We start from the raw sequence: 23,180 nt of genomic DNA, 5'->3' as shown, positions 1-23,180 counted from the left end.
GGAGACAGCCACCATGCAACGCCGCCATTTCATCGCCGCCTCGGCCCTGGGCCTGGCCCGCATCCCGTCCGCCTGGGCCAGCGATTGGCCTTCGCGGCCGGTCCGCGTCATCGTGCCCGGCGGACCGGGCTCGCCCGCCGACGTGGCCATCCGCGCCCTGCAGGACGTGCTCGCCCGCCAGCTTGGCCAGGCCATCGTGGTGGATAACCGCCCCGGCGGCCAAGGGATCATCGGCGTCGAGGCCCTCGCCAAGGCCGCGCCGGACGGCTACACCGTCGGCCTCATCAACCTGCAGTCGGCGGTCACGCCGGCCCTGCGCGCGAAGACGCCCTTCGACCTGCAGCGCGACTTCGTGGCCGTGACCCAGCTGACCACCGAGTCGCCCGTCCTGCTGGCGCGCCAGGGCCTGGGCGTGAAGACCCTGGCCGAGCTGGTGGCCCTGGCCAGGCGCCAGCCCGGGCAACTCACGCTGGGCAGCGCGGGCGCGGGCACCCCGTCGCACCTGGGCATGGCGCTGCTGCAGCGGGCCGCCGGCATCGAGCTGCGGCACGTGCCGTACCGCACCATCGCCGCGGCCGTCACCGACCTGACGGGCGGCACGGTGGACGTGGTGCTCTCCGGCTCGGCCGCGGCGCAGCAGGGCCTGAACGCCGGCCGGGTGGTGGCGCTGGCCATTGCCGCGCCGCAGCGCAAGAAGGCTTTCCCCGGTCTGCCCACGCTGGCCGAGGAAGGCTACCCCGGCATCGATCTGCGCGGCTGGACCGGCGTGGCCGCGCCCGCCGGCACGCCCGCGCCCATCGTGGCGCGGCTGGAGCGCGCCCTGGTCGCGGCCCTGGCCGACCCGAACGTGGCCTCGCGCATCGAGACCTCGGGCGCGGAGCCCGGTGGCGCCGGAGGTGCCGCCTTCGGCGCCTTCGTGGCCAGCGAGTCGAAGCGCTGGCGCCAGGTGGTGGTGGACGAGAAGATCACCCAGGATTGAGGGGGGCGGGGCACGGGCCGCGCCCCGCCGAGGCAGACTCGGGCCCATGACCCCCCCGCACAGCGTCGATTTTTTCGACCGCCAGTTCCAGCGGCAGATCGCCGAGGGCGAGCACGCCCTCAACCCCTTCGAGCGCGCGACCCTGCCGCACCTGCGCGGGCGGACGCTCGACTTCGGCTGCGGCCTGGGCCACCTGGCCCTGGAGGCGGCGCGCCGGGGCTGCACGGTCGAGGCGCTGGACGCGAGCGCCTCCGCCATCGCCCACCTGCGCGCGGTGGCGGCGCGCGAGTCGCTGCCGCTGCGCGCCACCGAGGCCGACCTGCGCGATCGCACGCCCGAGGGCCGCTACGACACCGTGGTCTGCATCGGCCTGCTGATGTTCTTCGACTGCGCCAGCGCCTGGCGCCAGCTGGCGGCGCTGCAGGCGGCCACCGAGCCCGGCGGCGTGCTGTCGCTCAATGTGCTGATCGAGGGGACCACCTTCCTGGGCATGTTCGGGCCCGAGGGCCACTGCCTGTTCGAGCCCGGCCGCGTGCGGGAGCGTTTCGCCGGCTGGGAGCGGCTGCACGAGGCCATCGACAGCTTCGAGGCGCCCGGCGGCACCACCAAGCGCTTCCTCACCCTGATCGCGCGCCGGCCCCTGGCGGCCTAGGTGCATGGCGCGGGCGCCCGGGCGCTTGTCGGCCCCCGGTGCGAAAATCCCGACCCATGAACGCCAGCAACACCACCGAACTCATGCACACCCTGGGCCAGCAGGCCCTGGCGGCGTCGCGGCTCATGGCCAAGGCCAGCGTCGCGGCCAAGGCCCAGGCGCTGCGCCGCCTGGCCGCCCTGCTGCGCGAGGCCGGTGAACCACTGGCGCTGGAGAACGCCAAGGACCTGGAGCGCGCCCGCGCCAACGGCCTGGCCGAGCCCATGGTCGACCGCCTGAAGCTCACGCCCAAGGTGATCGAGACCGCCGCCCAGGGCTGCGAGCAGCTCGCCGCCATGCCCGACATCATCGGCGAGCTGATGGGCATGCGGCAGATGCCCAGCGGCATCCGCGTGGGCCAGATGCGCGTGCCCATTGGCGTCTTCGGCATGATCTACGAGAGCCGCCCCAACGTGACGATCGAGGCCGCCTCGCTCGCCATCAAGAGCGGCAACGCCGCCATCCTGCGCGGCGGCTCCGAGGCCATCGACTCCAACCGCGCCCTGGCCGCCCTGGTGCAGCGCGCGCTGATCGACGCCGGCCTGCCGGCCGACGCGGTGCAGCTCGTGCCCACCACCGACCGCGCGGCCGTGGGCCAGCTCATCGCCATGCCGCAGTACGTGGATGTGATCATCCCGCGCGGCGGCAAGGGCCTGATCGAGCGCATCAGCGCCGAGGCCAAGGTGCCCGTCATCAAGCACCTGGACGGCAACTGCCACACCTATGTGGACGACCCCTGCGACATCGCGCTCGCGGTGAAGGTCACCGACAACGCCAAGACGCAGAAGTACAGCCCCTGCAACGCCACCGAAAGCCTGCTGGTGGCGCGCGGCGTGGCGAAGGACTTCCTGCCGAAGATCGGTGCCGTCTTCGCGGCCAAGGGCGTGGAGATGCGCGCCTGCCCCGAGAGCAAGGCCCTGCTGGCCGGCGTGGCCGGCGCGACCCTGGTGGACGCCAGCGAGCAGGACTGGTTCGAGGAGTACCTCGCGCCCGTTATCAGCATCAAGCTGGTGGACGGCGTGGACGAGGCCATCGCCCACATCAACCGCTACAGCAGCCACCACACCGACGCCATCCTCACCACCGACCACGGACACGCCCAGCGTTTCCTGCGCGAGGTCGATTCGGCCAGCGTGATGGTGAACGCCAGCACCCGCTTCGCCGACGGCTTCGAGTACGGCCTGGGCGCCGAAATCGGCATCAGCACCGACAAGTTCCACGCGCGCGGCCCGGTGGGCGTGGAAGGCCTGACCTCGCTCAAGTACGTGGTGCTGGGCGAGGGTGAGGTGCGCGGCTGAGCGCCACCCCCCCAGGCTCGGCGCGGTTTGCGCGCCCGGGCCTGAACCGGCTACGCTGTCGCCGGTCGATGGAACCGGAGACAGCCATGGCGATCAGGGTGGTGCGGCTCGGCAGCCCGCGAGCGAACAACGAAGGCCTGCGCATCGGCACGGTGCGGCGTCCGCCGCGCGGCGTCCCCAAGAGCGAGTTCGCGCGCCAGGACTGGTACGACGTCTGGTTCCCCAACCTCGCGCCCAGCCTGCAGACCATGAAGCAGGCCCAGCAGGCCAAGACGCCGGCCGAGTGGGCCGCGTTCACACGCCGTTACCGCGCCGAGATGGCCACACCCGAGAATGCCCATGCGATCGCGCTGCTGGCGGCGATGTCGCACGGCAGCGACTTCTCGGTGGGCTGCTACTGCGAGCACGAGTCGCACTGCCACCGCTCCGTGCTGCGCGAGCTGCTGGCCGCGGCCGGCGCGGACCTGGCCCACTGAACCCGTTCTTCTGGAGACACCGCCCATGAGCGAATTCCTGCTGCTGTCCCGAGGCCAATGGGACGCCGACCGGTCCCCCGAACAGATCCAGGGCGCCATCGACGCCTTCTACGCCTGGTTCGGCGAACAGGCCGCGGCCGGCGTGCTGCGGGCCGGCAGCCGCCTGGGCACGGGCTGCCGGCTGGTGACGCGCGAGCGCGTGCTCGACGGGCCCTTCACCGAGGCCAAGGAGATCATCGGCGGCTACTGGTTCATCACCGCCGGCAGCCTGGACGAGGCCGCGCGCATCGCCTCGCGCAACCCCTGCCTGGCCTTCGGGCTGAGCTTCGAGATCCGACCGCTGGAGGCCGAGCGCGCGAGCGCGTTCCGCGACGGCAACGAAACGCCCAGCGGGCGGGCCGCGGCGGCGCGCTGAGCTCCGCGGCGTCGGGGTTTACCCGGGGCGTGTCGACAACCGGGGGTGTCGGCCGTCGTTTGGGTTTCCCCAGCCCCCGAAAGGACCTGTCCATGAGCACCCCACTGCAACGCCTGAACTACCGCACGCACATCCACGCCCCCGTCGAACGGGTCTGGGCCACCATGCTCGCCGACGACGGTTACCGCGACTGGACCTCGGCCTTCATGGAGGGCTCCTACTACGAGGGCAGCTGGGAGCAGGGCGCGCGCATCCGTTTCCTCTCGCCCTCGGGCGAGGGCATGGAAGCGCAGATCGCGCAGAACCAGCGCCACGTGTTCCTGTCGATCCGCCACCTGGGCATGGTGTCGCCGGGCCAGCCGGCCGTGCCCCACGAGGGGCCGCCCGCCTACGAGAACTACCGCTTCGCGCCGGAGGCCGGTGGCACGCGGCTGGACATCGAGCAGGATGTGCCCCCCGAGTACGCGGCCATGATGGACGAGAGCTGGCCCAAGGCCCTGGCCCGCCTCAAGGCCTTGTGCGAAGCGCCCGCGCGCGCCTGAGCGTCCCATGGCCACGCTGCTGCAGGGGATCGCCATCGCCGCCATCGTGGGCGGGGGCCTGGTCACCGGCCTGCTTTACGCCTTCTCACTGGTGACCATGCGCGCCCTGCTCGAACAGCCGGCCGAGGCCGGCATGAGCACCATGCAGAGCATCAACCGGCTGATCATCCGCCCGCTGTTCCTGCTGCCCTTCCTGTGCACGGCCGTGCTGTGCCTGCTGCTGCTGATCGGCGCGCTGTGGCAGGGCGGCGCCGGGGCGATCGCCTGGTGCGCGGGCGCGCTGGCCTACCTGATCGGCCCGCTGGGCGTGACCATGGCCTGCAACGTGCCGCTCAACGACCGCCTGGCGCGCACCGACCTGCGCGAGGCGCCGGTGCTGTGGCCGCGCTACGTGCGCGACTGGCTGCGCTGGAACCACGTGCGCAGCGCGCTCGGCGCCGTGTCGCTGGCGCTGCTGGCGCTGGGCCTGGCGTTGAAGGCATGAGCGCGCTCTCGCCGCGGCTCGCCGCGATCGTCGACGCGCTGCCGCTGCGCCCGGGCCTGCGGGTGCTGGAGATCGGCTGCGGCCCGGGCGTGGCGGCGCGCGCGGTGGCCGAGCGCCTGGGGCCCTCGGGGCACGTGCTGGGCATCGACCGCTCGGCCAAGGCCATCGCGCAGGCCCTCGCGGGCTCGCGCGAGGCGCTGGCCTCGGGGCGCCTGGCGTTTCGCGAGGTGGCGGTGGAGGACTTCGCGCTCGCGCCCGGCGAAGCGCGCTACGACATCGCCTTTGCCGTTCGCGTGGGCGCCCTCGATGGGCGCCACCCCGAGGCCGGCCGGCGCGCGATCGAGCGGCTGCGCGCGGCGCTGGTGGACGGCGGGCGGCTGTTCATCGACGGCGGCGACCCGCTGCGCGAACTGGCGCTCGGCGGCCGCGAGGCCCGCCCGCGTTAGCATCGCCCGGTCCGATTCCCGGGAGACCCCGCCCATGCTTGCCACCCTCGCCAACGCCGTCGTGCTGCTCGTGGCCCTGCTGCACGTCTACATCCTCGTGCTCGAGATGTTCCTGTGGGACAAGCCCAAGGGCATGAAGGCGTTCAATCTCACACCCGAGTTCGCGGCCCAGACCAAGACGCTGGCGGCCAACCAGGGCCTCTACAACGGCTTCCTGGCGGCGGGCCTGTTCTGGGGCCTGGCGCTGGGCCCCGAGGGTTTCGCGGTCAAGGTCTTCTTCCTGCTGTGCGTGCTGGTGGCCGGCCTCTACGGCGCGGCCACGGCCAGCAAGCGCATCCTGTTCATCCAGGCGGTACCGGCCACGCTTGGCCTGGTGCTGCTGCTTCTGGGCCGTTGACCATGCCACGCACCCTCATCTCATCGGGCTCCACCTTCGAACAGGAGATCGGCTACTCGCGCGCCGTGGTCCAGGGCGACTGGGTCTTCGTTTCCGGCACCACCGGTTTCGACTACACCACCATGGACATCGCGCCCGGCATCGAGGCGCAGACCGAGCAATGCCTGCGCAACATCGAGGCCGCGCTGCAGCAGGCCGGCGCCGGCCTGCGCGACGTGGTGCGGGTGACCTATGTGCTGCCCGACGGCAGCGAATTCCCGAAAACCTGGCCGGTGCTGCGCCGCTTCTTCGGCGAGGTGCGGCCGGCGGCCATGATGATCTCGGCCGGCCTGGCCGACCCGCGCATGCGCATCGAGATCGAGGTGACCGCGCTCCGGTCGTCGGGCTGAGGCCCCTCGGGCGCCGGCGGGCCACCGAGCCGCCAGCCGGGCGCGGGGGCGCCGGCGGGCGCTTGGAATGCCCGTCACCGTCCCCATTTACACTGGCCCTCCCGCCCGGTTCCCCCGCCCCGCCATGGTCCCCCACCTCGTCACCGCCCTCACCGGCCCGATCAACGAACTCGAGCAGCGCATCCTCGAATCCACGCCGGTGATCGAGCGCTGGTTCCGGCTGGAATGGATGGAGCACACGCCACCGTTCTACTGCTCGGTCGACGTGCGCAACGCGGGCTTCAAGCTCGCCCCGGTGGACACCAACCTCTTTCCCGCCGGCTGGAACCACCTCACGCCCGAGATGATTCCGCTGGCCGTGCAGGCCGCCATGGCCGCCATCGAGAAGATCTGCCCCGAGGCCAAGAACCTGCTGCTGGTGCCCGAGAACCAGCGCGACAGCTTCTACCTGAGCAACCTGGCCACGCTGCAGAAGATCTTCTACATGGCCGGGCTCAACGTCCGCCTGGGCTCGCTGTCGAACGAGATCACCGAGCCCACGCGCATCGACCTGCCCGACGGCGGCCACGTCACGCTGGAGCCCCTGCAGCGCGGCAAGCGCCGCCTGGGCCTGAAGAACTTCGATCCCTGCACCATCCTGCTCAACAACGACCTGAGCGCGGGTGTGCCTGGCATCCTGGAAGAGCTGCACGAGCAGTACCTGCTGCCGCCGCTGCACGCGGGCTGGGGCACGCGGCGCAAGAGCCTGCACTTCAAGGCCTACGAGGAAGTGTCCAAGCGCTTCGGCAAGCTGCTGGGCATGGACCCCTGGCTCATCAACCCCCTGTTCGCGCAATGCGGCCAGGTGGATTTCGAGGCCGACGCGGGCCTGGAATGCCTGCGCAGCAACACCGACGCGCTGCTCACCAAGGTGCGCCGCAAGTACAAGGAATACGGCATCAACGAGAAGCCGTTCGTGGTGATCAAGGCCGACAACGGCACGGGCGGCATGGGCATCATGACGGTGCGCGACGCCAAGGACATCGACAAGCTCTCGCCCAAGACCAAGGCGCGCATGGCGACGGTGCAGGCGGGCCAGGCGGTCAGCGAGGTGATCATCCAGGAGGGCGTGCTCACGCACGAGCGCATCAACAGCGCCGTGGCCGAGCCCGTGGTCTACATGATGGACCGCTACGTGGTCGGCGGCTTCTACCGCATCCACGCCGACCGCGGCGAGGACGAGAACCTGAACGCCCCGGGCTCCAGCTTCGTGCCCCTGGCTTTCGAGCAGAGCGCCCAGCTGCCGCAGCCCGGCGTGAAGCCCGGCGCCAGCGTGCCCAACCGCTTCTACATGTACGGCGTCATCGGCCGCCTGGCCATGCTGGCGGCGAGCTACGAGCTGGAAGCCACCGACCCCGAGGCCGAAAACCTCGACTGACAGGCCGGTCGGGGGTTGTTGCGGTGCAACAAAATCCACGCAGACCATGGCTTTAGGCGTCCCAGCCGGTGGTGCCCCGCGTCTGGCGGGCGCAGAATCCGCCTCTTCTGAGTTCACGCCCCGCGGCAACCCGGTGGGGCTTCTCGCTTGAATTCCCGCGCTCCGTCCTCGCTGGCCGCCCTCACGCTGGGCGCCATCGGTGTGGTGTACGGCGACATCGGCACCAGCGTGCTGTACGCCGTGAAAGAGATCTTCGGGTCCGGCCACGTCCCCTTCACGCACGGCAACGTCTATGGCGTGTTGTCCATCATCTTCTGGACGCTGACGACCATCGTCTCGCTCAAGTACGTGGTGCTGGTGCTGCGCGCCGACAACGCGGGCGAAGGTGGCCTCATCGCCATGCTCGCGCTGGCTGCCAATGCGGTGAAAGACAAGCCGGCGCTGCGCCGCATGCTGATGGTGATCGGCATCTTCGGCACCTCGCTGTTCTATGGCGACGGCGTCATCACGCCCGCGATCTCGGTGCTCTCGGCGGTCGAGGGCCTGACGGTGATTTCGCCCGCGCTGCAGCACTACGTGATCCCGCTGACCCTGCTGGTGCTGCTGGTGCTGTTCGCGGTGCAGAAGCGCGGCACGGGCGGCATCGGCCGCTACTTCGGGCCGATCACGCTGTTGTGGTTCCTCGCGGTGGCCGCGCTGGGCGTCTCGCACATCGTGCACCACCCCGAAATCCTGGGCGCGCTCAGCCCGCACCATGCGCTGCGTTTCCTGTGGCAGCAGCCGGGCGTAACCTTCATCATCCTGGGCGCGGTGGTGCTGGCCGTCACCGGCGCCGAGGCGCTGTACGCCGACCTCGGCCACTTCGGCAAGAAGCCGATCCGCCTGGCCTGGTTCGCGGTGGTCATGCCCTGCCTCACCCTGAACTACTTCGGCCAGGGCGCGCTGCTGCTGGCCGACCCGAGCGCGGTGAGCAACCCCTTCTTCCGCATGGCGCCCACCTGGGCGCTGCTGCCGCTGGTGGTGCTGGCCACGGCGGCCACGGTGATCGCCTCGCAGGCGCTGATCTCGGGCGCCTTCAGCGTGACCAAGCAGGCCATCCAGCTCGGCTACCTGCCGCGCCTGAACCTGCGCCACACCAGCGTGCGCGACACGGGGCAGATCTATATCCCCTTCGTCAACTGGGCGCTGTTCACCGCCATCGTGCTGGCGGTGGTGATGTTCAAGTCCTCCAGCAACCTGGCCTCGGCCTACGGCATCGCGGTCACCCTGGACATGCTCATCACCACCACGCTCACCTTCTTCGTCATCCGCTACGGCTGGAAATACCCGCTGTGGCTGTGCGTGGGCGCCACGGGCCTGTTCTTCGTCATCGACCTGGCCTTCTTCAGCTCGAACATGCTCAAGCTGTTCCATGGCGGCTGGTTCCCGCTGGTCATCGGCGGCGCAGTGTTCACGCTGATGATGACCTGGAAGCAGGGACGCCGCCTCATGTCCAAGGCCCAGCAGGCCGAGGCACTGGAGCTCAATGGCTTTCTCGACGCGGTGTTCGTCGAGCCGCCGCTGCGCGTGCCCGGCGTGGCGGTGTTCCTCACCGCCGACCCGGGCATCGTGCCCAACGCGCTCTTGCACAACCTCAAGCACAACAAGGTGCTGCACGAGCAGAACCTGTTCGTCACCGTGCGCTCGCACCAGGTGCCCTGGATCGGCATGAGCGAGCGGCTGGAGGTCGAGCCCCTGGGCCACGACTGCTGGGCGGTCACCATCCACTACGGCTTCAAGAACGACCCCGACGTGCCCGCCGCGCTGGAGCCGCTGCGCCTGCGCGGCTGCGAGATCGAGCCCATGACCACGAGCTACTTCCTGTCGCGCGACGTGGTCACGCCCACGCTGGGCAGCGGCATGGCGCCCTGGCGCGAGAAGCTCTTCGCCGCCATGCACCACAACGCCGCCGGCGCCGCGGCCTTCCTGCACCTGCCGGCCAACGCGGTGGTGGAGCTGGGCTCCAAGGTCGAGATCTGAGGCCTTGGAGGCCCGCGAGGGCAACAGGGATTTGGCGGCTCTATAAGATCGAAATAAAATAGATCTTATTGATTCCTGCCCCCGGCAGCGGCGACGAGGAAGTCCCATGACCACGACCGATCTGTGCACCGAGGAAGAGCTGAAGGTGCTGGTGCACGCCTTCTACGCGCGCGTGCGCCAGGACGCGGTCCTTGCGCCCATCTTCAACGCCCGCATCGACGATTGGGACCACCACCTCGACAAGCTGGTGGACTTCTGGTCCTCGGTGCTGCGGCGCACCGGGCGCTACACGGGCAACCCCATGCAAAAACACGCGGCCCTGCCCGAGTTGAGCGCCGAGCTGTTCGAGCGCTGGCTGGCGCTGTTCGGCGAAGTGGCCGACGCGCAGCCGAACCGCCGCATGGCGGTACAGGCCCGCGCGCTCGCCGGGCGCATCGCCCAGAGCCTGTGGATGGGTTGGCAGATGGGCCGCGACCCCCAGGCCCTGCCCCGTGGCCTGAACCCGGCCGGCGCCACGCCCTGAGCCGGTCGACGCCATGCGCCTGACCACGCTGACCGACTACGCGTTGCGCCTGCTGATGTACGTGGCGCGCCAGCCCGGGCGGCTGTGCACCATCGCCGAGGTCGCGCAGGCGCACGGCATCTCCGAGGCCCACCTCATGAAGGTCACGCACCTGCTGGGCCGCCAGGGCTGGATCGAAACCGTGCGCGGCAAGGGCGGCGGCATGCGGCTCGCGCGCGCGCCGGCCGATATCAACCTCGGCGCGGTGGTGCGGGGGATGGAGCCGGACTTCCTGCTCGTCGAGTGCTTCGGTGAGGACAGCCGTTGCGCGCTCACCGGCCGTTGCGGGCTGGCGGGCGTGCTGGACGGCGCGCTCCAGAGCTTCCTCTCGCACCTGGACGGCCACACCCTGGCCGACCTGCTGCCCCCGGCGGCGGCGGTGCTGCGGCGGGCCTGAACCATGGACCTGCTGATGGCCTACCCCTGGATCAAGGCCGCGCACGTCGCGCTGGCGCTGACCAGCGGCGGATTGTTCGCCGCGCGCGGCGTGGGCGTGCTGCTGGGCTCGGCTGCGCCGCTGGCGGCGCCGGTGCGCCGCCTGAGCCAGCTCATCGACACCGCCCTGCTGATGGCGGCCCTGCTGCTGCTCGCGGCGCTGCGACTCAACCCCTTCGCCACGCCGTGGCTGCAGCTCAAGCTGGGCCTGCTCGTGGCCTACATCGTGCTCGGCACGCTGGCCCTGCGGCGGGCGCGCACGCCGACGGGCCGGGCCATGGCCTTCGCGGCGGCCCTGGCCTGTTTCGGGGCCATGGTGGCGGTCGCGCGGGCGCACGATCCGGCGGTGCTGCTGCGCCTGCTGCCGGCGGGCTGAGCCCGCCGGCCTGTCGGGCCCGCGCCAGCGGCGCCGGGCCTGTCCCGGCAGAATCGCGCGATGCGATTCTTCAAGGACCTCAGCCTTTCCGCCGCCACCGCCGGCTTCGTCGCGGTGCTGGTGGGCTTCACCAGCTCGGTGGCGATCGTCTTCCAGGCGGCGCAGGCCTTCGGCGCCACGCCGGCGCAGATCACGTCCTGGATGTGGGCGCTGGGCCTGGGCATGGGCCTGTGCTCGGCGATTCCCTCGCTTCTGCTGCGCCAGCCCGTGATGGTGGCCTGGAGCACGCCCGGCGCGGCGGTGCTGGCCAGCGCGGGCCTGGCCGGCGGTTTCACGATGTCCGACGCCATCGGCGCCTTTCTGGTCTGCGGCGCGCTCATCACCCTGGCGGGCGCCACCGGCTGGTTCGAGCGGGTGATGAACCGCATCCCCATGGCCATCGCCGCGGCGCTGCTGGCCGGCGTGCTGGCGCGCTTCGGCCTGCAGGCCTTCGGCGCGGCGCAGACCGCGCTGGGCCTGGTGGTGCTGATGCTGCTGGTCTACCTGGTGGCGCGCCGCCTGGCGCCGCGCTACGCGGTGGTGTTCACGCTGCTCGCGGGCGTGGCGCAGGTACTGGCCACCGGCCGCTTCAACGCGGGCGCGCTCAGGCTCGAATGGGCCGTGCCGGTGTTCACCGCGCCGAGCTTCAGCCTGGCGGCGCTCACCAGCCTGGCGCTGCCGCTGTTCATCGTCACCATGGCCTCGCAGAACCTGCCGGGCGTGGCGGCCATCCGCGCGGCGGGCTACGACATGCCCATCTCGCGCATCCTCACCGTCACGGGCATCGCCACGCTGGTGCTGGCGCCTTTCGGCGCCTTCGCGCTCAACCTCTCGGCCATCACCGCGGCCATCTGCATGGGTCCCGAGGCCCACCCCGACCGCGACAAGCGCTACACCGCCGCGGTGGTGTGCGGCGCGCTGTACGTGGCCATCGGTCTGGTGGGCGCGCTGGTCACGGGCCTGCTGATCGCCTTCCCGCGCGAGCTGGTGATGGCCATCGCGGGCATCGCCCTGCTGGGCAGCATCGGCGGCGGGCTGCACGCCGCGCTCAAGGACGATGAGCACCGCGAGGCCGCGCTCATCACCTTCCTCGTCACGCTCAGCGGCGTGGTGATAGCCGGCATCGGCTCGGCCTTTTGGGGGGTGGTGGCCGGCGCCGCCGCGCTCTTTGTGCAACAGTACGGCCTCGCGAAAAAACACCCCCGCCCATGACGAAGAAGATCCTGGTCGTCGCCGACCCGCTCGAAGCTTTCAAGACCTACAAGGACAGCACCTTCGCGATGATGCGCGAGCTGCAGCGCCGCGGCCACGCGCTCGCGGCCTGCGAGCCGCGCCACCTGCAATGGGTGAGCGGCGGCCGTGTCACCGCCCAGGTGCGGAACCTGCGCCTCACCGGCGAACTCGACCACTGGTTCGACGTGAGCGGCGAGGGCCGCGAGGCCCTGGCGAGCTTCGACGCCGTGCTCATGCGCAAGGACCCGCCCTTCGATAGCGAGTTCTTCTACGCCACCCACCTGCTGGAGCAGGCCGAGCGCGAAGGCACGCGCGTATTCAACAAGCCCGCCGCGCTGCGCGACCACCCCGAAAAACTCGCGCTGATGGAGTGGCCGCAGTTCGCGCCGCCCACCCTGGTGACGCGCTCGGCCGAGGCCGTGCGCGCCTTCCACGCCGAGCAGCGCGACGTCATCCTCAAGCCGCTCGACGGCATGGGCGGCATGGGCATCTTCCGCGTGCGCGAGGACGGTCTGAACCTGGGCTCCATCATCGAGACCCTGAACCAGGGCGGCGCCACCAGCGTGATGGTGCAGCGCTACCTGCCTGAGATCGTGGAGGGCGACAAGCGCCTGCTGCTCATCGGCGGGAAGGTGGCGCCCTTCGTGCTCGCGCGCATCCCGCAGGGCAGCGAGGTGCGCGGCAACCTGGCGGCCGGTGGCAAGGGCGTGGCCCAACCGCTGTCCGACGACAACCGCGCCGTGGCCGAGGCCATGGCGCCCACGCTGGCCGCGCGCGGCCTGCTGCTGGTGGGCCTGGACATGATCGGCAACCGCGTGACCGAGATCAACGTCACCAGCCCCACCTGTTTCCAGGAGATCCAGCAGCAGACCGGCTTCGACGTGCCGGCGATGTTCGTGGACGCGCTGGAGGCGGCGCTGGGCTGACGCGATGGCCTGCCATCGCGGCCGGTGGCCTGGGCGCCGCCAAGCCCTCACACTGTGGCGATGAACACCCCCCCCAAGACCCCCGCCGCGCCGGCCTCGCCGCCGGTGGACCCGCTGTTCCTCGCCACGCCGAAGGTCGGCACCTTCCTGGGCGAGCAATCGCTCACCAACGCCAGCGGCTTCTTCTTCGCGCGCGACGAACACCTCTTCCTCGCGACCAGCCGCCACGTCTTCATCGACGAGGGCAGCGAGCACCGGCCGGACCGCATCGAGATCACCCTGCACCTGGACCTTCAGGACCTCACGCGCTGCACCGGCTTTTCCATGCCGCTGTACGCCGACGGCACGGCGCTGTGGCGCCAGGGCCAGGACAGCGGCGGCGACATCGACGTGGCCGTGCTCGAAATCGATCGCGAGGCCCTGCCGAAGGAGTCGGTGCTGTTCGCCTTCACGCCCGCGCACATCGTTCGCGACTTTGACGCCGTGCCCGTGGACGCCACGCTGTTCATCGCGGGTTTTCCGCTGGGCTTTCACGACGAAGTGCACCAGCTCCCGGTGCTGCGCCGCGCCGCCATCGCCTCGCCCTTCGGCATCCGCTTCCAGGGGCAGGGCACCTTTCTCACCGACGGGCGCGCGCACCGTGGCATCAGTGGCGCACCGGTGGTCATGCGCGACCCCGTGCCCGCGACCGGTGTGCTGCCCTGGCGGCTGCTGGGCGTGCACTCCTCGCGCCTGGACATGGGCAACCGCGACCAGGCGCTCGACGAATCCCTGGGCCTGAACTGCGCCTGGTACGCGGACATCCTGCTCACGCTGACGGAGCCGCCCGCGGCGGGACAGAGCGGTCCCGCGTAGAGAACGACAGGGGGTATGCCCCCGTCGCGCTGTGCACACTGGCGGGCCGTTCACCACCCGCCGCTGCCGCCCATGCGCCTCCATCGACTCATCCTGATCGCCGCCCTCACCGTCTTGGGCGCCTGCTCATCCCCCTCGACGCGCCCATCCGCCCCGTCCACCGCGCCCGCCGCCGACGGCACCCAGAGCGCCACCTCGCGGGACGGCTCCTTCCAGGGCGAGGTCACCGGCAAGGCCCGGCCCGGCAGCCGGTTCGCCCGGCTCCAGATCGGCATGGGCATGGACGAGGTGCAGACCCTGATGGACCGTGCGCCCGACCGTTCGCATTCCTACGAATCGGGCAAGCGCTGGATTCCGTTCTATTTCGGCAACGACGCGCGTCGCCTGCAAGCGCTCTACAAAGGCGAGGGCTGCCTGATCTTCACCGGCGGCAACGTCTGGGGCAGCGCCGGTGGCGACCTCATCGCCATCCACCACGACGCCACGGGCGCCTGCTACCAGCCCTGAGGCGCCCCGCTCAGCGCGGCTGCTTGACGATGCGCAGGTAGGGCTTGAGCGCCTTCCAGCCATCGGGGAACAGGGTCTTGGCGTCCGCATCGCTCACCGAGCCCGCGATGATCACGTCCTGCCCCTGCGTCCAGTTCGCGGGGGTCGCCACCTTGTGCCTCGCGGTGAGCTGAATCGAATCGAGCGCGCGCAGGATCTCGTCGAAGTTGCGGCCCGTGGTCATGGGGTAGGTCATCATGAGCTTGATCTTCTTGTCGGGCCCGATGATGAAGACCGAGCGCACGGTGGCGTTGGTGGCGGCGGTGCGGCCTTCGGCGCTGCCGGGTTCTTCGGCCGGCAGCATGTTGTAGAGCTTGGCCACCTTCAGGTCGACGTCGCCGATCATGGGGTACTTGACCGTGGCGCCCTGCGTTTCCTCGATGTCGGTGACCCACTTGCCGTGGCTGTCCACCGGGTCCACCGACAGACCGATGAGCTTGGTGTTGCGCTTCGTGAACTCGGGTTCGATGCGGGCCATGTAGCCCAGCTCGGTGGTGCAGACGGGGGTGAAGTCCTTGGGGTGCGAGAAGAGGATGGCCCACTGGTCGCCAATCCAGCTGTGAAAGTCGATGACGCCTTGCGTGGTCTGGGCGCTGAAGTTCGGTGCGGTGTCGTTGATGCGTAGGGACATGCCGGGCTCCTGGGCGGGTGAAAAGCCGCTAGTGTGCGCAGTCCGAAAGACCGTGTCCATGAAGGAGTTACCTGCACCATGACCACCGTTCGCCCCTTGGCCGAGCCCGAAGCCGATCCGCGCGTGAAGGCCGTCTTCGACGACATCCGCGCCACGCGCAAGACCGACTTCGTCAACAACCTGTGGCGCGCCCTGGCCTTCGACCCCGCGCTGCTGGAGGGCACCTGGGCCGAGGTGAAGCGGCTGATGGCCACGCCCTCGCAGCTGGACCCGCTGACCAAGGAATTGGTCTACATCGCGGTCTCCATCGCCAACGGCTGCGGCTACTGCGTGCACTCGCACACGGCGGCGGCGCGCGCCAAGGGCATGACGCATGCCCAGCACGCGGAGCTGATGGCCATCGTCGGCCTGGCCGCCAAGACCAACCACCTGGCCACGGCCCTGCAGGTCGAGGTCGACCCGGTGTTCGACGCTGGCCGCGCCTGAGGCGTCGGCGCGCCTCAGTACAGGCGCACGGCGACGTCGAAGTGCCAGCTGCGGCGGATCTCGATCACGTCGTACTGGCGGGCCATGGCCGGCGGGAAGGCGATGTGCGCCATGCCGTGCACCAGGCGCGGAATGGCCTCGTCGATGGTGGCCACGCCGCTGGTGCGCACCAGCGTGACCGATTCGATCGTGCCGTCGCTGCGGATGGCGACGGTCACCACTGGGTCGGTGTAGCGCTGCCGGGCCGCCTCGCGCACCAGTTCCACCGGCATGTTCATCTCGATGCGCTTCGCCCAGGCCTCGGCGTAGAGGACCAGGTCGCGGTTGGGGTCGTAGCGCCCGAAGAGTCGGACGCGGCGCAGGCCGCTGGCGGACGGGTTGCGCTGTGCCTCGGCCTCGGCGGCCGCGCGGCGGTCGGCCTCTTCGTTGAGCTGGCGACCGATGGCGCGGCGTCTCTCCTCGCGGGCCTCGTCCTCGGCCTGCCGTTCGGCCTGCAGGCGCGCGGCCTCGGTCCTGGCGGCGGCCTCGCGCTCGCCTTGCAGTCGGGCGACTTCTGCCTGGGCGGTGGCTTGTGCCTCCGCTGCGGCCGCCGCCGCGGCGCGAGCAGCCGCCTGGCCTTCGGCCTCTAGCCTTGCCGCCTCTGCCTGAGCCTGAGCCTGAGCCTGAGCCTGAGCCTGAGCTTGAGCTTGAGCTTGAGCTTGAGCTGCGGCCTGTTGCGCGGCCGCCAATTCGTTGGCCCGGCGCTCGGCCGCGCGTTGAGCGGCTTCGGCCTCGGCTGCTCGCTGCGCTTCCTGCCTCGCAGCCGCGTCGCGCTGAGCGGCCTGTCGTGCGGCCTCGGCCGCCTGCTGTTCGGCCTCACGCGCCGCCTGCTGTTCCGCCGCGAGGCGTTCGGCCTCGGCCCGCTCGGCCGCCTGCCGAGCGGCTTCGCGCTGTGCGGCGGCTTGTTGCTCCGCTTCCAGCCGTTGCGCCGCTTGCTCGGCCTGGCGCTGTGCTTCCAAGCGCTCGCGGGCCAGCTGTTCGTTGGCCAGCCGTTCGGCTTCTGCCCGTGCAGCCTCCGCCCGCGCGGCTTGCTGGCGGGCGCTCTCTTGGCGGGCCGCTTCCTGGCGAGCGATTTCCTGCCTAGCCGTCTCCTCCCGAGCGGTGGCCTCGCGTTCGGCCTGCTGCGCCTGTTCGGCCGCCCGCTGCGCGGCCTCCCGGCGGAGCGCTTCCTGTCGCTCGACTTCCTGTTGCTGAGCGTCCCGCGCGGTGGCCTGCCGCGCCGCTTCCACGCGCTCGGCCTCGGCGCGGGCGCTCGCCTGCCGCAGGGCGTCCTGACGTTCGACTTCCAGGCGCTCCATCTCGGCGCGCTGCGCCGCCACCTGTTCGGCCGTTTCGCGTGCCGCCAGCTCGCTCTCGGCCTGCTGGCGCGCGGCGGCTTGCCGGGCCGCCTCCTGTTGGTCGGCCGCGACCCGCGCCGCGTCCTGTCGGGCGGCCGCCTCGTGTTCGGCGGTTTGCCGGGCGGTGTCGGCCTGTTCGGCCGCCGCCCTGGCCGCCACTTCCCTGGCCGCCGCCTCGCGCGCCGCGGCCTGCTGGGCCGCCAGTTCGCGTGCCCTGGCCTGTCGGGCCGCCTCGCGTTGGGCCGCCGCCCGGGCCGCGGCCCGGCGTTCGGCCGCTCGCCGCTCGGCCAACTGGCGCGCCGCTTCCGCGCGCTGGGCTTCCCGGCGCGCGGCCTCCTGCCGCAAGGCTTCCTGTCGCTGGGCCTCCTGCCGTCGGGCCTGCAGCGCGGCGTGGTCGAGCACCGTCAAGGCCCCGGCGCTCGGGGGCGCCGGCGGGGTGGGGCGAGGCGCAGACACGCTGGCGGGCGGCGCCGCTTCGGCGGCGGGCGCTGGTGGCGGTGACAGGCGCGCTCGCAGTTCCGGCACCTCGGTACGCCGCTCCTTCCACGGCAGCTCCAGCCCCGGCAGGTCCAGGCCGTCGCCGAAGGTCAGGCTCAGGACCAGCGCGTGCACCAGCAGCGAGACCGACCACGCGAAGGTTTGCCGGCGCGGCTCGGACACCAGCCAGCCGCGCGGCCGCCAGCGGTAGGCCAGCACCGCCGCCAGCGGTGGCAGCGGCCGTCGCACGGGCGCCTCGTTGTCCTTCGCGGTCTGCATGGGGCGCATTGTCTCGTCCAAACCGGCGCGCTCGCGGGGCGATGGTCGCGACAGGCCGTGCAATGCTCGGTTTTCAGGGCCGCTGTCGATTCCAGGGTCCCATGGCCGTCGTCATGTTTGGTGGTGGCCGGGCGCGCGGGCCGCCACGGCGTTTTGTCCACGTCCGCGCGAAGGAAGACCTCCATGGCCTCGAACGACAAACCCCAGGGCCCCGCGTCCTACTTTCCTTCCATCGAGAAAAAGTACGGTCAGCCCATCGAGCATTGGATGGGCGTGCTGCGCCAGGCTGGCCCGCTCAAGCACATGGCGCTGGTGGCGCTGTTGAAGGCCGACCACGGACTGGGCCATGGACACGCCAATGCGCTGGTGGCGTGGTTTCTGGCCAAGCGCGGGTAAGCGAGCGCTTACGGCCGCCCGCCAGCCCGCCCCGGGTTCATCCGCTGCCAAGCAGTTCGGCGCCCTTCGCCTGGTATCGCGCATGCTCTTCTGCCGGCACGAGTGAGCCCCCCGTTGCCCAGATGACGTGGGTGGCATTCGGGTCATCGGATCGCAGGCCGTGGGCGTCCAGATAGGCGCGGCCAGCCTCGGACTGCGCGAGGAACAAGGGGCCGCGCGCCGCCGCGATGGCCGACGGTTCAAGCAGCACACCTTCCGTGCGCTGGAGGCGGCACACGTCGCGCAGCAGGTCGCCGTCGCGCACCGTGAACACACCGCCGAGCCGGCGCTTCATCATCGGCGCCACCAGGTGCGAGGCCTGCGCCACGGCCAGGCCATCGGCATCGGTCCTGTTGTCCAGACCGATGTCGTAGACCGAGAGCGGGCCCTGGCCACTGGCGCTCAGTTGCACCAGCATGCAGGGCGCGGCCACCGGCTCCGCGAAGAAGGTGTGTACCGCGTCGCCGAACAAGGCTTTGAGACCGTAGGTGATGCCGCCAGGTGAACCGCCCACGCCGCAGGGCAGGTGCACGAACAGCGGTCGCTCGCGACGGGGCGTGCGGCCGATCGCGTCGAGCTGTCGCGCGAGTTCCTGTGCGGCGACCGAATATCCCAGGAAGAGGTCGGCCGAGCGCTCGTCGTCCACGAAGTGCACGCTCGGGTCCGTGGCGGCGCGCTGACGGCCGCCCTCCAGTGCATCGGCGAAGTCGCCCGCGTGTTCGACGACGCGGATGCCCCGGTCGCGCAGGCGCCGCTTCTTCCATTCCTTGGCGTCGGCGGACATGTGCACTTCGGCCTGAAAGCCCAGGCCGGCGGCGATGAGTCCGATGCCCAGGCCCAGGTTGCCCGTGCTGCCCACCGAGATGGTGTGCCGCGAGAAGAAGGCGCGCGCCGCGGGCTGTTGCAGCACGATCGGGTCTTGCCCCGGCTGCAGCAGGCCGTGTGCGGTTGCCAGGCGTTCAGCGTGCGCCAGCACCTCGTGAAAGCCCCCTCGCGCCTTGACCGAGCCCGCCACCGGCAGCGCGTGATCGCCTTTGAGGAACCAGGCGCCTTGCCCCCCGAGCAGAGCGGAAAAGCGCGGCAGCGGCAGCAACTCGGACTCCACGCGGCCCTCCAGCGGCTCCAGCGCCGGGAACAGCGCGCGCATGAGGCCGCGAAAGCGTTTGAAGCGTGAGGCCGCGGATGCCATGTCGAAGCCGGCGTCCAGCGCGTCGACACCGGCGGCCATGGACTCGGCGTGGGGGTTCACCCACAGCAGCGGCTCGCGCTCACGCAGCCGGGTCAGAAGGGTTGGATCGATGCGGGCGGCGGCATCGGAGAGGTGTTCAGCGGAGGCGGCCATCAGCGGGCGAAGTCGGGTGCGTCGCGGTGGAGTTTGCGCACGAAGGCGGCCCACATGAAGCGTTTTTGTTCGTGGCGGTCTTCGAACAGCGCTCGGCCTTCCTCGGCCACCTCGTCGCGTATGGGAATGTGAGGGCGTGCGCCGGCCAATACCTGCACCTGAATGCGGCAGGCCTTCTCGAGGTAGTACATGTAGAAGAAGGCGTCGGCCACGGTGGGGCCGCAGGTCATCATGCCGTGCGATTCCATGATCAGCGCGGGATGGTCGGCGATGCAGGCCACCAGCCGGTCCTTCTCGTGCTCGGGAAAGTGGATGGTGTCGTACGAGTAGCGGCCGATGCGCTTGTAGAAGTGCAGCGACATCTGGTTGAGCGGCAGCAGGCCCTCGGGCATGGAGGCCACCGTCATGCCGGCCAGGGAATGCGTGTGGATCACGCAGTGCGCATTGGGGCTGCGCGTGTGCACGGCGCTGTGGATGTCGAAGCCCGCGGGGTTCACCGGCCAGGGAGAGTCGCAGATCTTGTGGCCATTGACGTCGATCTTGACGAGCGACGTGGCGGTGACCTCCTCGAACATCATGCCGTAGGGGTTGATGAGGAAGGTGGGCACTTCGGTGTCGGGGATGCGCACCGAGATGTGCGTGAAGATAGCGTCGTCCATGTTGAGCGTGGCGATGAGGCGGTAGGCCGCCGCCAGATCGACGCGCGTTTGCCATTCGCCGGCGGAGTAGCGCGCCGGGTCCGGGTTCGGGATGTCGGGCATGCGCTCCGCCATGGCATTGCTTTTTTCCTCGACATGGACGGGTTCGGTGGATGGGTGGGAACGGGTGGGAAGCACGGTGTCTCCAGGGGACTACTTGAGCAGGCCGGGGATGGCCAGGGACAGGGCCGGCACGTAGGTGATGACACCGAGTGCGAGCAAAGAGGCGGCGATGAAGGGCAGGATTTCTTTCACCGAACTCTCGAAGGACACACCGGCGACGCGGCTGGTGACGAACAGCGCCAGGCCCACGGGCGGCGTGATGGAGCCGATCATGAGGTTGACGTTGACGATCACGCCGAAGTGCACCGGGTCGATGCCGTACTGCTGCACGACCGGCATCAGGATGGGCACGAAGATCACCATCGCGGCGAAGTTGTCGAGGACCATGCCCACGAGCAGGAGCAGCACGTTGATGATGATCAGCAACATCAGCGGATCGGAGGTCAAGCTCAGCATCGCCGAGGCCACGCTCGCGGGGATCTGCTCGGCCACGATGACCCAGGCCAACAGGCTGGCCGATCCGATCATCAGCAGGATCTCGCCCATGCCTTTGGCCACGTCCCAGGAAAGGTGCAACAGCTGGTCGACGCGGATGCGACGCATGAGCACGGCCAGGGCCAGCGCGTAGGCCAGGGCCACCGCGGCGCCTTCGATGGGCGTGAAGACGCCGCCGCGGATGCCGCCCACGATGATGATCGGCAGGATCAGCACCGGAATCGCCCGCCGGAGCGCGATGCCGGTCTTCAGGGCCGGCGCGGCGTCGTGGGCGGGGATGCGCCCGCGTCGCGACAGCATGTTGACCGTGAACATCTGGAAGGCGACGATCACCACGCCCGGCAAGATGCCCGCCATGAAGAGGTCGATCACCGACACGTCGGCCAGCACCGAGAACAGGATGAAGGTGATGCTGGGCGGAATGATGGGCGCCACGATGGAGCCGGCCGCGGTGAGCGCCGCCACGAAGGATGCGCGGTAGCCTTGCTCGACCATCTTGGGCTTCATCAGCGCCGTCAGGGCGGAGGCGTCCGCCAGGGCCGAACCCGAGATGCCCGCCATCATCATGTTGGTGCCCAGGTTGGCCATGGCCAGACCCGCGCGCAGGCGGCGCAACAGCACGTGCGCCAGATCGAGCAGGCGCGCCGTCAGGCCGGAGGTGTTCATGACCTCACCGGCCAGCATGAACATGGGCACGGCCAACAACAGGAACGAGTCCATGTTGTTGAACATGCGCTGCACGATCAGGTTGGTGGGGAATCCCTGCACCCAGATGTAGCTCGCCGAGGCGAGCCCGATGGTGGCCCAGATGGGGGCGCCCACCAGCAGCAGCACGCCGCCGACCAGCAGCAGGAGCACCATGGCTTCATTCATCGCGACCTCGCCAGATGTGCAGGAGACGCAGCAGGGCACCGCCGATGACGATGAGCCCGGCGATCGGAAACACCGCATACACCCAGTTCAGCGGGATTTCGGCCGCGGACGATCTGGGCGAAAACTCTGCCAGGAAAGACACCCGCGCCCCGTTGGTCACGAGGAGCAGCGCGAAGCCGATGGCCGCCAGCGAGGCCAGCGTGCGGCTGGCCTTGCGCAGCCAGGGGCGTTGGCTGTCCTTGATGGCGGAGAAGGCGATGTAGCGGTCTTGCGCCGCCAGCGTCGCCGCACCCAGCAGGCCTGCCCAGATCATCAGGAAGGTGGAAACCTCTTCACCCCATGCGAGCGAACTGCCCAGCACGTAGCGGAAGAACACCTGAGCGATCAGAAGGCCGGCCACCACCAGGGTGGCGATGCCGACGGTGCCGCGATAGAGACTGGCCAGACGAGCCATGGCTCAGTGCCTTCAGCGAGCGGCGTTGACGGCGGACTGCCAGGCCTGCAGTGCGGGGGCGCCCACGCGGCGTTCCACGTCCTTGATCACAGGCGGCTGCGAGGCCTTGGCCAGTTCGGCCATATTGGCGGCCGGCATGTCCATGACTTTCACGCCGAAGCCCGGCAGATCCTTGGTTTCTGCCTTGGTGACGTCTTCGTCGACGTACTGGCGCTCCTGCGGCGTGAGCGAACTCAGCGAGTGGAATACCAGGGTTCGCAGATCGGCGGGCAGCTTGTCGAAAAATGCCTTGGAGCCCAGCACCAGGATCGGGTCGTAGATGTGCTTGGTGAGCGTGAGGAACTTGAGCTGCTCGTGCACCGGGGTCTGCGAGAAGATGTAGCTGGGGTTCTCGACGCCGTCGATGATTCCTTGCTGCAGCGAGGTGTAGACCTGGGCCCAGCCGATGGGCGTGGGGTTGGCGCCCACGGCCTTCCAGGCCGTGATGTGCAGCGGCGCTTCCATGGTGCGCAGCTTCAGGCCCTGCATGTCGGCGGCCTTCATGGCCGGGGCCTTCACCGTGGCCAGGTTGCGAAAGCCCTGTTCCCAGGCCGCGAGGCCCACCAGACCCACCTTGCCAAGGTTGGCGAACAGCATCTTCTCTCCGCCGTTGTCCAGGAACTTGCGCGCGTGCGCCGCGCTGTCGAACTGGAATGGGATGTCGAGCAGGGCAAAAGTCGGGTCGAAGGCGGCCGCAATGCCGTTGGGCGTCAGGGTGATTTCGATCGACCCGGCCTGCAGACCTTCGACGCCTTCGCGCTGGCCGGCGAGCTGACTGGAATGAAAGATGCGTACCTCGATCTGCCCTTTCGAGTCGGCCTCCACCTTCTCCTTGAACTTGAGCATGGCCTTGTGGCCCGGGTGGTTCACGGTGACCGCGTGCGAGACCTTGATCACGTGCTTCGCCGCCCAGACGGGGCCGGCCAGGCCCAGTGCGCAGGCGACGGCCGCCACTTTCAAGGCATCGCGCCTCAGACCGGGAAAAGTTCTCATGGGTACCTCTGTGG

General features: G+C 70.1%; 28 protein-coding genes. 21 read left to right on the top strand and 7 right to left on the bottom strand.

Annotated elements, in window-relative coordinates:
* Nucleotides 1-13: 13 nt before the first annotated feature.
* From BHU06_RS19455 to BHU06_RS19365, 19 genes are all read left to right on the top strand, one after another.
* Nucleotides 14-979 (top strand): tripartite tricarboxylate transporter substrate binding protein, encoded by a 966-nt coding sequence (locus tag BHU06_RS19455; protein WP_070400880.1) that lies wholly within the window; start codon nucleotides 14-16, stop codon nucleotides 977-979.
* Nucleotides 980-1,025: 46 nt separating this feature from the next.
* Nucleotides 1,026-1,631, top strand: coding sequence for a cyclopropane-fatty-acyl-phospholipid synthase family protein (locus BHU06_RS19450; protein WP_070400879.1), 606 nt, complete (start codon nucleotides 1,026-1,028; stop codon nucleotides 1,629-1,631).
* Between the two features lie 56 nt (nucleotides 1,632-1,687).
* Nucleotides 1,688-2,968, top strand: a complete 1,281-nt coding sequence (locus BHU06_RS19445; protein WP_070400878.1) for a glutamate-5-semialdehyde dehydrogenase — start codon at nucleotides 1,688-1,690, stop codon at nucleotides 2,966-2,968.
* Between the two features lie 86 nt (nucleotides 2,969-3,054).
* Nucleotides 3,055-3,444 carry a DUF488 domain-containing protein gene (locus BHU06_RS19440; RefSeq protein WP_070400877.1) on the top strand — a complete coding sequence of 130 codons (390 nt, stop codon included), beginning with the start codon at nucleotides 3,055-3,057 and terminating at the stop codon, nucleotides 3,442-3,444.
* Between the two features lie 25 nt (nucleotides 3,445-3,469).
* Nucleotides 3,470-3,859, top strand: coding sequence for a YciI family protein (locus tag BHU06_RS19435; protein WP_070400876.1), 390 nt, complete (start codon nucleotides 3,470-3,472; stop codon nucleotides 3,857-3,859).
* Nucleotides 3,860-3,951: 92 nt separating this feature from the next.
* Nucleotides 3,952-4,401, top strand: a complete 450-nt coding sequence (locus BHU06_RS19430) for an SRPBCC domain-containing protein (protein WP_083293320.1) — start codon at nucleotides 3,952-3,954, stop codon at nucleotides 4,399-4,401.
* A 7-nt stretch (nucleotides 4,402-4,408) separates the two neighbouring features.
* Nucleotides 4,409-4,885 (top strand): DUF1772 domain-containing protein, encoded by a 477-nt coding sequence (locus BHU06_RS19425; protein ID WP_070400875.1) that lies wholly within the window; start codon nucleotides 4,409-4,411, stop codon nucleotides 4,883-4,885.
* Nucleotides 4,882-5,331, top strand: a complete 450-nt coding sequence (locus BHU06_RS19420; RefSeq protein WP_070400874.1) for a cyclopropane-fatty-acyl-phospholipid synthase family protein — start codon at nucleotides 4,882-4,884, stop codon at nucleotides 5,329-5,331. Before BHU06_RS19425 ends, BHU06_RS19420 begins: the two co-directional genes overlap by 4 nt.
* Before the next feature lie 34 nt (nucleotides 5,332-5,365).
* Nucleotides 5,366-5,728: a DUF1304 domain-containing protein gene (locus BHU06_RS19415; protein ID WP_070400873.1), complete on the top strand. Its 363-nt coding sequence runs from the start codon at nucleotides 5,366-5,368 to the stop codon at nucleotides 5,726-5,728.
* A 2-nt stretch (nucleotides 5,729-5,730) separates the two neighbouring features.
* A complete protein-coding gene (locus BHU06_RS19410) occupies nucleotides 5,731-6,117 on the top strand; it encodes a RidA family protein (RefSeq protein ID WP_070400872.1) in 387 nt (128 codons plus the stop codon).
* Between the two features lie 124 nt (nucleotides 6,118-6,241).
* A complete protein-coding gene (gshA, locus tag BHU06_RS19405; protein WP_070400871.1) occupies nucleotides 6,242-7,534 on the top strand; it encodes a glutamate--cysteine ligase in 1,293 nt (430 codons plus the stop codon).
* A 147-nt stretch (nucleotides 7,535-7,681) separates the two neighbouring features.
* On the top strand, nucleotides 7,682-9,553 hold the full coding sequence (locus BHU06_RS19400; protein ID WP_070400870.1) for a potassium transporter Kup: 1,872 nt from the start codon (nucleotides 7,682-7,684) through the stop codon (nucleotides 9,551-9,553).
* Between the two features lie 106 nt (nucleotides 9,554-9,659).
* Nucleotides 9,660-10,076 carry a group III truncated hemoglobin gene (locus BHU06_RS19395; RefSeq protein WP_070400869.1) on the top strand — a complete coding sequence of 139 codons (417 nt, stop codon included), beginning with the start codon at nucleotides 9,660-9,662 and terminating at the stop codon, nucleotides 10,074-10,076.
* Nucleotides 10,077-10,089: 13 nt separating this feature from the next.
* Entirely contained in the window at nucleotides 10,090-10,512 is a 423-nt protein-coding gene (locus tag BHU06_RS19390) for an Rrf2 family transcriptional regulator (RefSeq protein WP_070400868.1), read from the top strand.
* Between the two features lie 3 nt (nucleotides 10,513-10,515).
* A complete protein-coding gene (locus tag BHU06_RS19385; protein WP_070400867.1) occupies nucleotides 10,516-10,926 on the top strand; it encodes a SirB2 family protein in 411 nt (136 codons plus the stop codon).
* A gap of 60 nt (nucleotides 10,927-10,986) precedes the next feature.
* Nucleotides 10,987-12,177: a benzoate/H(+) symporter BenE family transporter gene (locus BHU06_RS19380; protein ID WP_070400866.1), complete on the top strand. Its 1,191-nt coding sequence runs from the start codon at nucleotides 10,987-10,989 to the stop codon at nucleotides 12,175-12,177.
* Entirely contained in the window at nucleotides 12,174-13,124 is a 951-nt protein-coding gene (gshB, locus tag BHU06_RS19375; RefSeq protein ID WP_070400865.1) for a glutathione synthase, read from the top strand. The genes BHU06_RS19380 and gshB overlap by 4 nt, the downstream gene beginning before the upstream one ends.
* A gap of 60 nt (nucleotides 13,125-13,184) precedes the next feature.
* The gene (locus BHU06_RS19370) at nucleotides 13,185-13,979 is read left to right on the top strand and encodes a trypsin-like peptidase domain-containing protein (RefSeq protein WP_070400864.1); all 795 of its coding nucleotides are present in this window, start codon (nucleotides 13,185-13,187) and stop codon (nucleotides 13,977-13,979) included.
* 72 nt (nucleotides 13,980-14,051) lie between these two features.
* A complete protein-coding gene (locus tag BHU06_RS19365; protein ID WP_070400863.1) occupies nucleotides 14,052-14,486 on the top strand; it encodes a hypothetical protein in 435 nt (144 codons plus the stop codon).
* Between the two features lie 10 nt (nucleotides 14,487-14,496).
* Here the strand turns inward: BHU06_RS19365 and BHU06_RS19360 are convergent, their stop codons facing one another.
* Complete coding sequence (locus BHU06_RS19360; RefSeq protein WP_070400862.1) at nucleotides 14,497-15,156, bottom strand: peroxiredoxin; 660 nt, start codon at nucleotides 15,154-15,156, stop codon at nucleotides 14,497-14,499.
* A 78-nt stretch (nucleotides 15,157-15,234) separates the two neighbouring features.
* On the opposite strand from BHU06_RS19360, the gene BHU06_RS19355 reads away from it, so the two are divergent.
* On the top strand, nucleotides 15,235-15,642 hold the full coding sequence (locus BHU06_RS19355) for a carboxymuconolactone decarboxylase family protein (protein ID WP_070400861.1): 408 nt from the start codon (nucleotides 15,235-15,237) through the stop codon (nucleotides 15,640-15,642).
* Nucleotides 15,643-15,656: 14 nt separating this feature from the next.
* On the opposite strand, the gene BHU06_RS22630 is transcribed toward BHU06_RS19355, so the two are convergent.
* Complete coding sequence (locus BHU06_RS22630) at nucleotides 15,657-17,774, bottom strand: TonB C-terminal domain-containing protein (protein ID WP_139147121.1); 2,118 nt, start codon at nucleotides 17,772-17,774, stop codon at nucleotides 15,657-15,659.
* A gap of 183 nt (nucleotides 17,775-17,957) precedes the next feature.
* On the opposite strand from BHU06_RS22630, the gene BHU06_RS19340 reads away from it, so the two are divergent.
* Entirely contained in the window at nucleotides 17,958-18,170 is a 213-nt protein-coding gene (locus BHU06_RS19340; protein ID WP_070400858.1) for a DUF4287 domain-containing protein, read from the top strand.
* 37 nt (nucleotides 18,171-18,207) lie between these two features.
* Here BHU06_RS19340 and BHU06_RS19335 read toward each other — a convergent pair whose 3' ends face one another.
* From BHU06_RS19335 to BHU06_RS19315, 5 genes are all read right to left on the bottom strand, one after another.
* The gene (locus BHU06_RS19335; RefSeq protein ID WP_070400857.1) at nucleotides 18,208-19,551 is read right to left on the bottom strand and encodes a D-serine ammonia-lyase; all 1,344 of its coding nucleotides are present in this window, start codon (nucleotides 19,549-19,551) and stop codon (nucleotides 18,208-18,210) included.
* Entirely contained in the window at nucleotides 19,551-20,312 is a 762-nt protein-coding gene (locus BHU06_RS19330) for a class II aldolase/adducin family protein (RefSeq protein ID WP_070400910.1), read from the bottom strand. The genes BHU06_RS19335 and BHU06_RS19330 overlap by 1 nt, the downstream gene beginning before the upstream one ends.
* Before the next feature lie 90 nt (nucleotides 20,313-20,402).
* Nucleotides 20,403-21,680: a TRAP transporter large permease gene (locus tag BHU06_RS19325; RefSeq protein WP_175442891.1), complete on the bottom strand. Its 1,278-nt coding sequence runs from the start codon at nucleotides 21,678-21,680 to the stop codon at nucleotides 20,403-20,405.
* Nucleotides 21,673-22,134 carry a TRAP transporter small permease gene (locus tag BHU06_RS19320; protein ID WP_070400855.1) on the bottom strand — a complete coding sequence of 154 codons (462 nt, stop codon included), beginning with the start codon at nucleotides 22,132-22,134 and terminating at the stop codon, nucleotides 21,673-21,675. Before BHU06_RS19320 ends, BHU06_RS19325 begins: the two co-directional genes overlap by 8 nt.
* Before the next feature lie 12 nt (nucleotides 22,135-22,146).
* On the bottom strand, nucleotides 22,147-23,166 hold the full coding sequence (locus BHU06_RS19315) for a TRAP transporter substrate-binding protein (RefSeq protein ID WP_175442890.1): 1,020 nt from the start codon (nucleotides 23,164-23,166) through the stop codon (nucleotides 22,147-22,149).
* Nucleotides 23,167-23,180: the final 14 nt, after the last annotated feature.

It is taken from the genome of Hydrogenophaga sp. PML113 (assembly GCF_001777155.1).
Lineage (GTDB): Bacteria > Pseudomonadota > Gammaproteobacteria > Burkholderiales > Burkholderiaceae_C > Hydrogenophaga > Hydrogenophaga borbori.
The sequence above is the reverse complement of the archived record's forward strand: the minus strand, read 5'-3'. Positions and strand labels throughout refer to the sequence as shown.

Excerpts from the sequence above, each read along its gene's own strand:
- BHU06_RS19455 (WP_070400880.1), top strand. The coding sequence starts at position 14 with ATGCAACGCCGCCATTTCATCGCCGCCTCGGCCCTGGGCCTGGCCCGC.
- BHU06_RS19450 (WP_070400879.1), top strand. The coding sequence starts at position 1,026 with ATGACCCCCCCGCACAGCGTCGATTTTTTCGACCGCCAGTTCCAGCGG.
- BHU06_RS19445 (WP_070400878.1), top strand. The coding sequence starts at position 1,688 with ATGAACGCCAGCAACACCACCGAACTCATGCACACCCTGGGCCAGCAG.
- BHU06_RS19440 (WP_070400877.1), top strand. The coding sequence starts at position 3,055 with ATGGCGATCAGGGTGGTGCGGCTCGGCAGCCCGCGAGCGAACAACGAA.
- BHU06_RS19435 (WP_070400876.1), top strand. The coding sequence starts at position 3,470 with ATGAGCGAATTCCTGCTGCTGTCCCGAGGCCAATGGGACGCCGACCGG.
- BHU06_RS19430 (WP_083293320.1), top strand. The coding sequence starts at position 3,952 with ATGAGCACCCCACTGCAACGCCTGAACTACCGCACGCACATCCACGCC.
- BHU06_RS19425 (WP_070400875.1), top strand. The coding sequence starts at position 4,409 with ATGGCCACGCTGCTGCAGGGGATCGCCATCGCCGCCATCGTGGGCGGG.
- BHU06_RS19420 (WP_070400874.1), top strand. The coding sequence starts at position 4,882 with ATGAGCGCGCTCTCGCCGCGGCTCGCCGCGATCGTCGACGCGCTGCCG.
- BHU06_RS19415 (WP_070400873.1), top strand. The coding sequence starts at position 5,366 with ATGCTTGCCACCCTCGCCAACGCCGTCGTGCTGCTCGTGGCCCTGCTG.
- BHU06_RS19410 (WP_070400872.1), top strand. The coding sequence starts at position 5,731 with ATGCCACGCACCCTCATCTCATCGGGCTCCACCTTCGAACAGGAGATC.
- gshA (WP_070400871.1), top strand. The coding sequence starts at position 6,242 with ATGGTCCCCCACCTCGTCACCGCCCTCACCGGCCCGATCAACGAACTC.
- BHU06_RS19395 (WP_070400869.1), top strand. The coding sequence starts at position 9,660 with ATGACCACGACCGATCTGTGCACCGAGGAAGAGCTGAAGGTGCTGGTG.
- BHU06_RS19390 (WP_070400868.1), top strand. The coding sequence starts at position 10,090 with ATGCGCCTGACCACGCTGACCGACTACGCGTTGCGCCTGCTGATGTAC.
- BHU06_RS19385 (WP_070400867.1), top strand. The coding sequence starts at position 10,516 with ATGGACCTGCTGATGGCCTACCCCTGGATCAAGGCCGCGCACGTCGCG.
- BHU06_RS19380 (WP_070400866.1), top strand. The coding sequence starts at position 10,987 with ATGCGATTCTTCAAGGACCTCAGCCTTTCCGCCGCCACCGCCGGCTTC.
- gshB (WP_070400865.1), top strand. The coding sequence starts at position 12,174 with ATGACGAAGAAGATCCTGGTCGTCGCCGACCCGCTCGAAGCTTTCAAG.
- BHU06_RS19370 (WP_070400864.1), top strand. The coding sequence starts at position 13,185 with ATGAACACCCCCCCCAAGACCCCCGCCGCGCCGGCCTCGCCGCCGGTG.
- BHU06_RS19365 (WP_070400863.1), top strand. The coding sequence starts at position 14,052 with ATGCGCCTCCATCGACTCATCCTGATCGCCGCCCTCACCGTCTTGGGC.
- BHU06_RS19360 (WP_070400862.1), bottom strand. The coding sequence starts at position 15,156 with ATGTCCCTACGCATCAACGACACCGCACCGAACTTCAGCGCCCAGACC.
- BHU06_RS19355 (WP_070400861.1), top strand. The coding sequence starts at position 15,235 with ATGACCACCGTTCGCCCCTTGGCCGAGCCCGAAGCCGATCCGCGCGTG.
- BHU06_RS22630 (WP_139147121.1), bottom strand. The coding sequence starts at position 17,774 with ATGCAGACCGCGAAGGACAACGAGGCGCCCGTGCGACGGCCGCTGCCA.
- BHU06_RS19340 (WP_070400858.1), top strand. The coding sequence starts at position 17,958 with ATGGCCTCGAACGACAAACCCCAGGGCCCCGCGTCCTACTTTCCTTCC.
- BHU06_RS19335 (WP_070400857.1), bottom strand. The coding sequence starts at position 19,551 with ATGGCCGCCTCCGCTGAACACCTCTCCGATGCCGCCGCCCGCATCGAT.
- BHU06_RS19330 (WP_070400910.1), bottom strand. The coding sequence starts at position 20,312 with ATGCCCGACATCCCGAACCCGGACCCGGCGCGCTACTCCGCCGGCGAA.
- BHU06_RS19325 (WP_175442891.1), bottom strand. The coding sequence starts at position 21,680 with ATGAATGAAGCCATGGTGCTCCTGCTGCTGGTCGGCGGCGTGCTGCTG.
- BHU06_RS19320 (WP_070400855.1), bottom strand. The coding sequence starts at position 22,134 with ATGGCTCGTCTGGCCAGTCTCTATCGCGGCACCGTCGGCATCGCCACC.
- BHU06_RS19315 (WP_175442890.1), bottom strand. The coding sequence starts at position 23,166 with ATGAGAACTTTTCCCGGTCTGAGGCGCGATGCCTTGAAAGTGGCGGCC.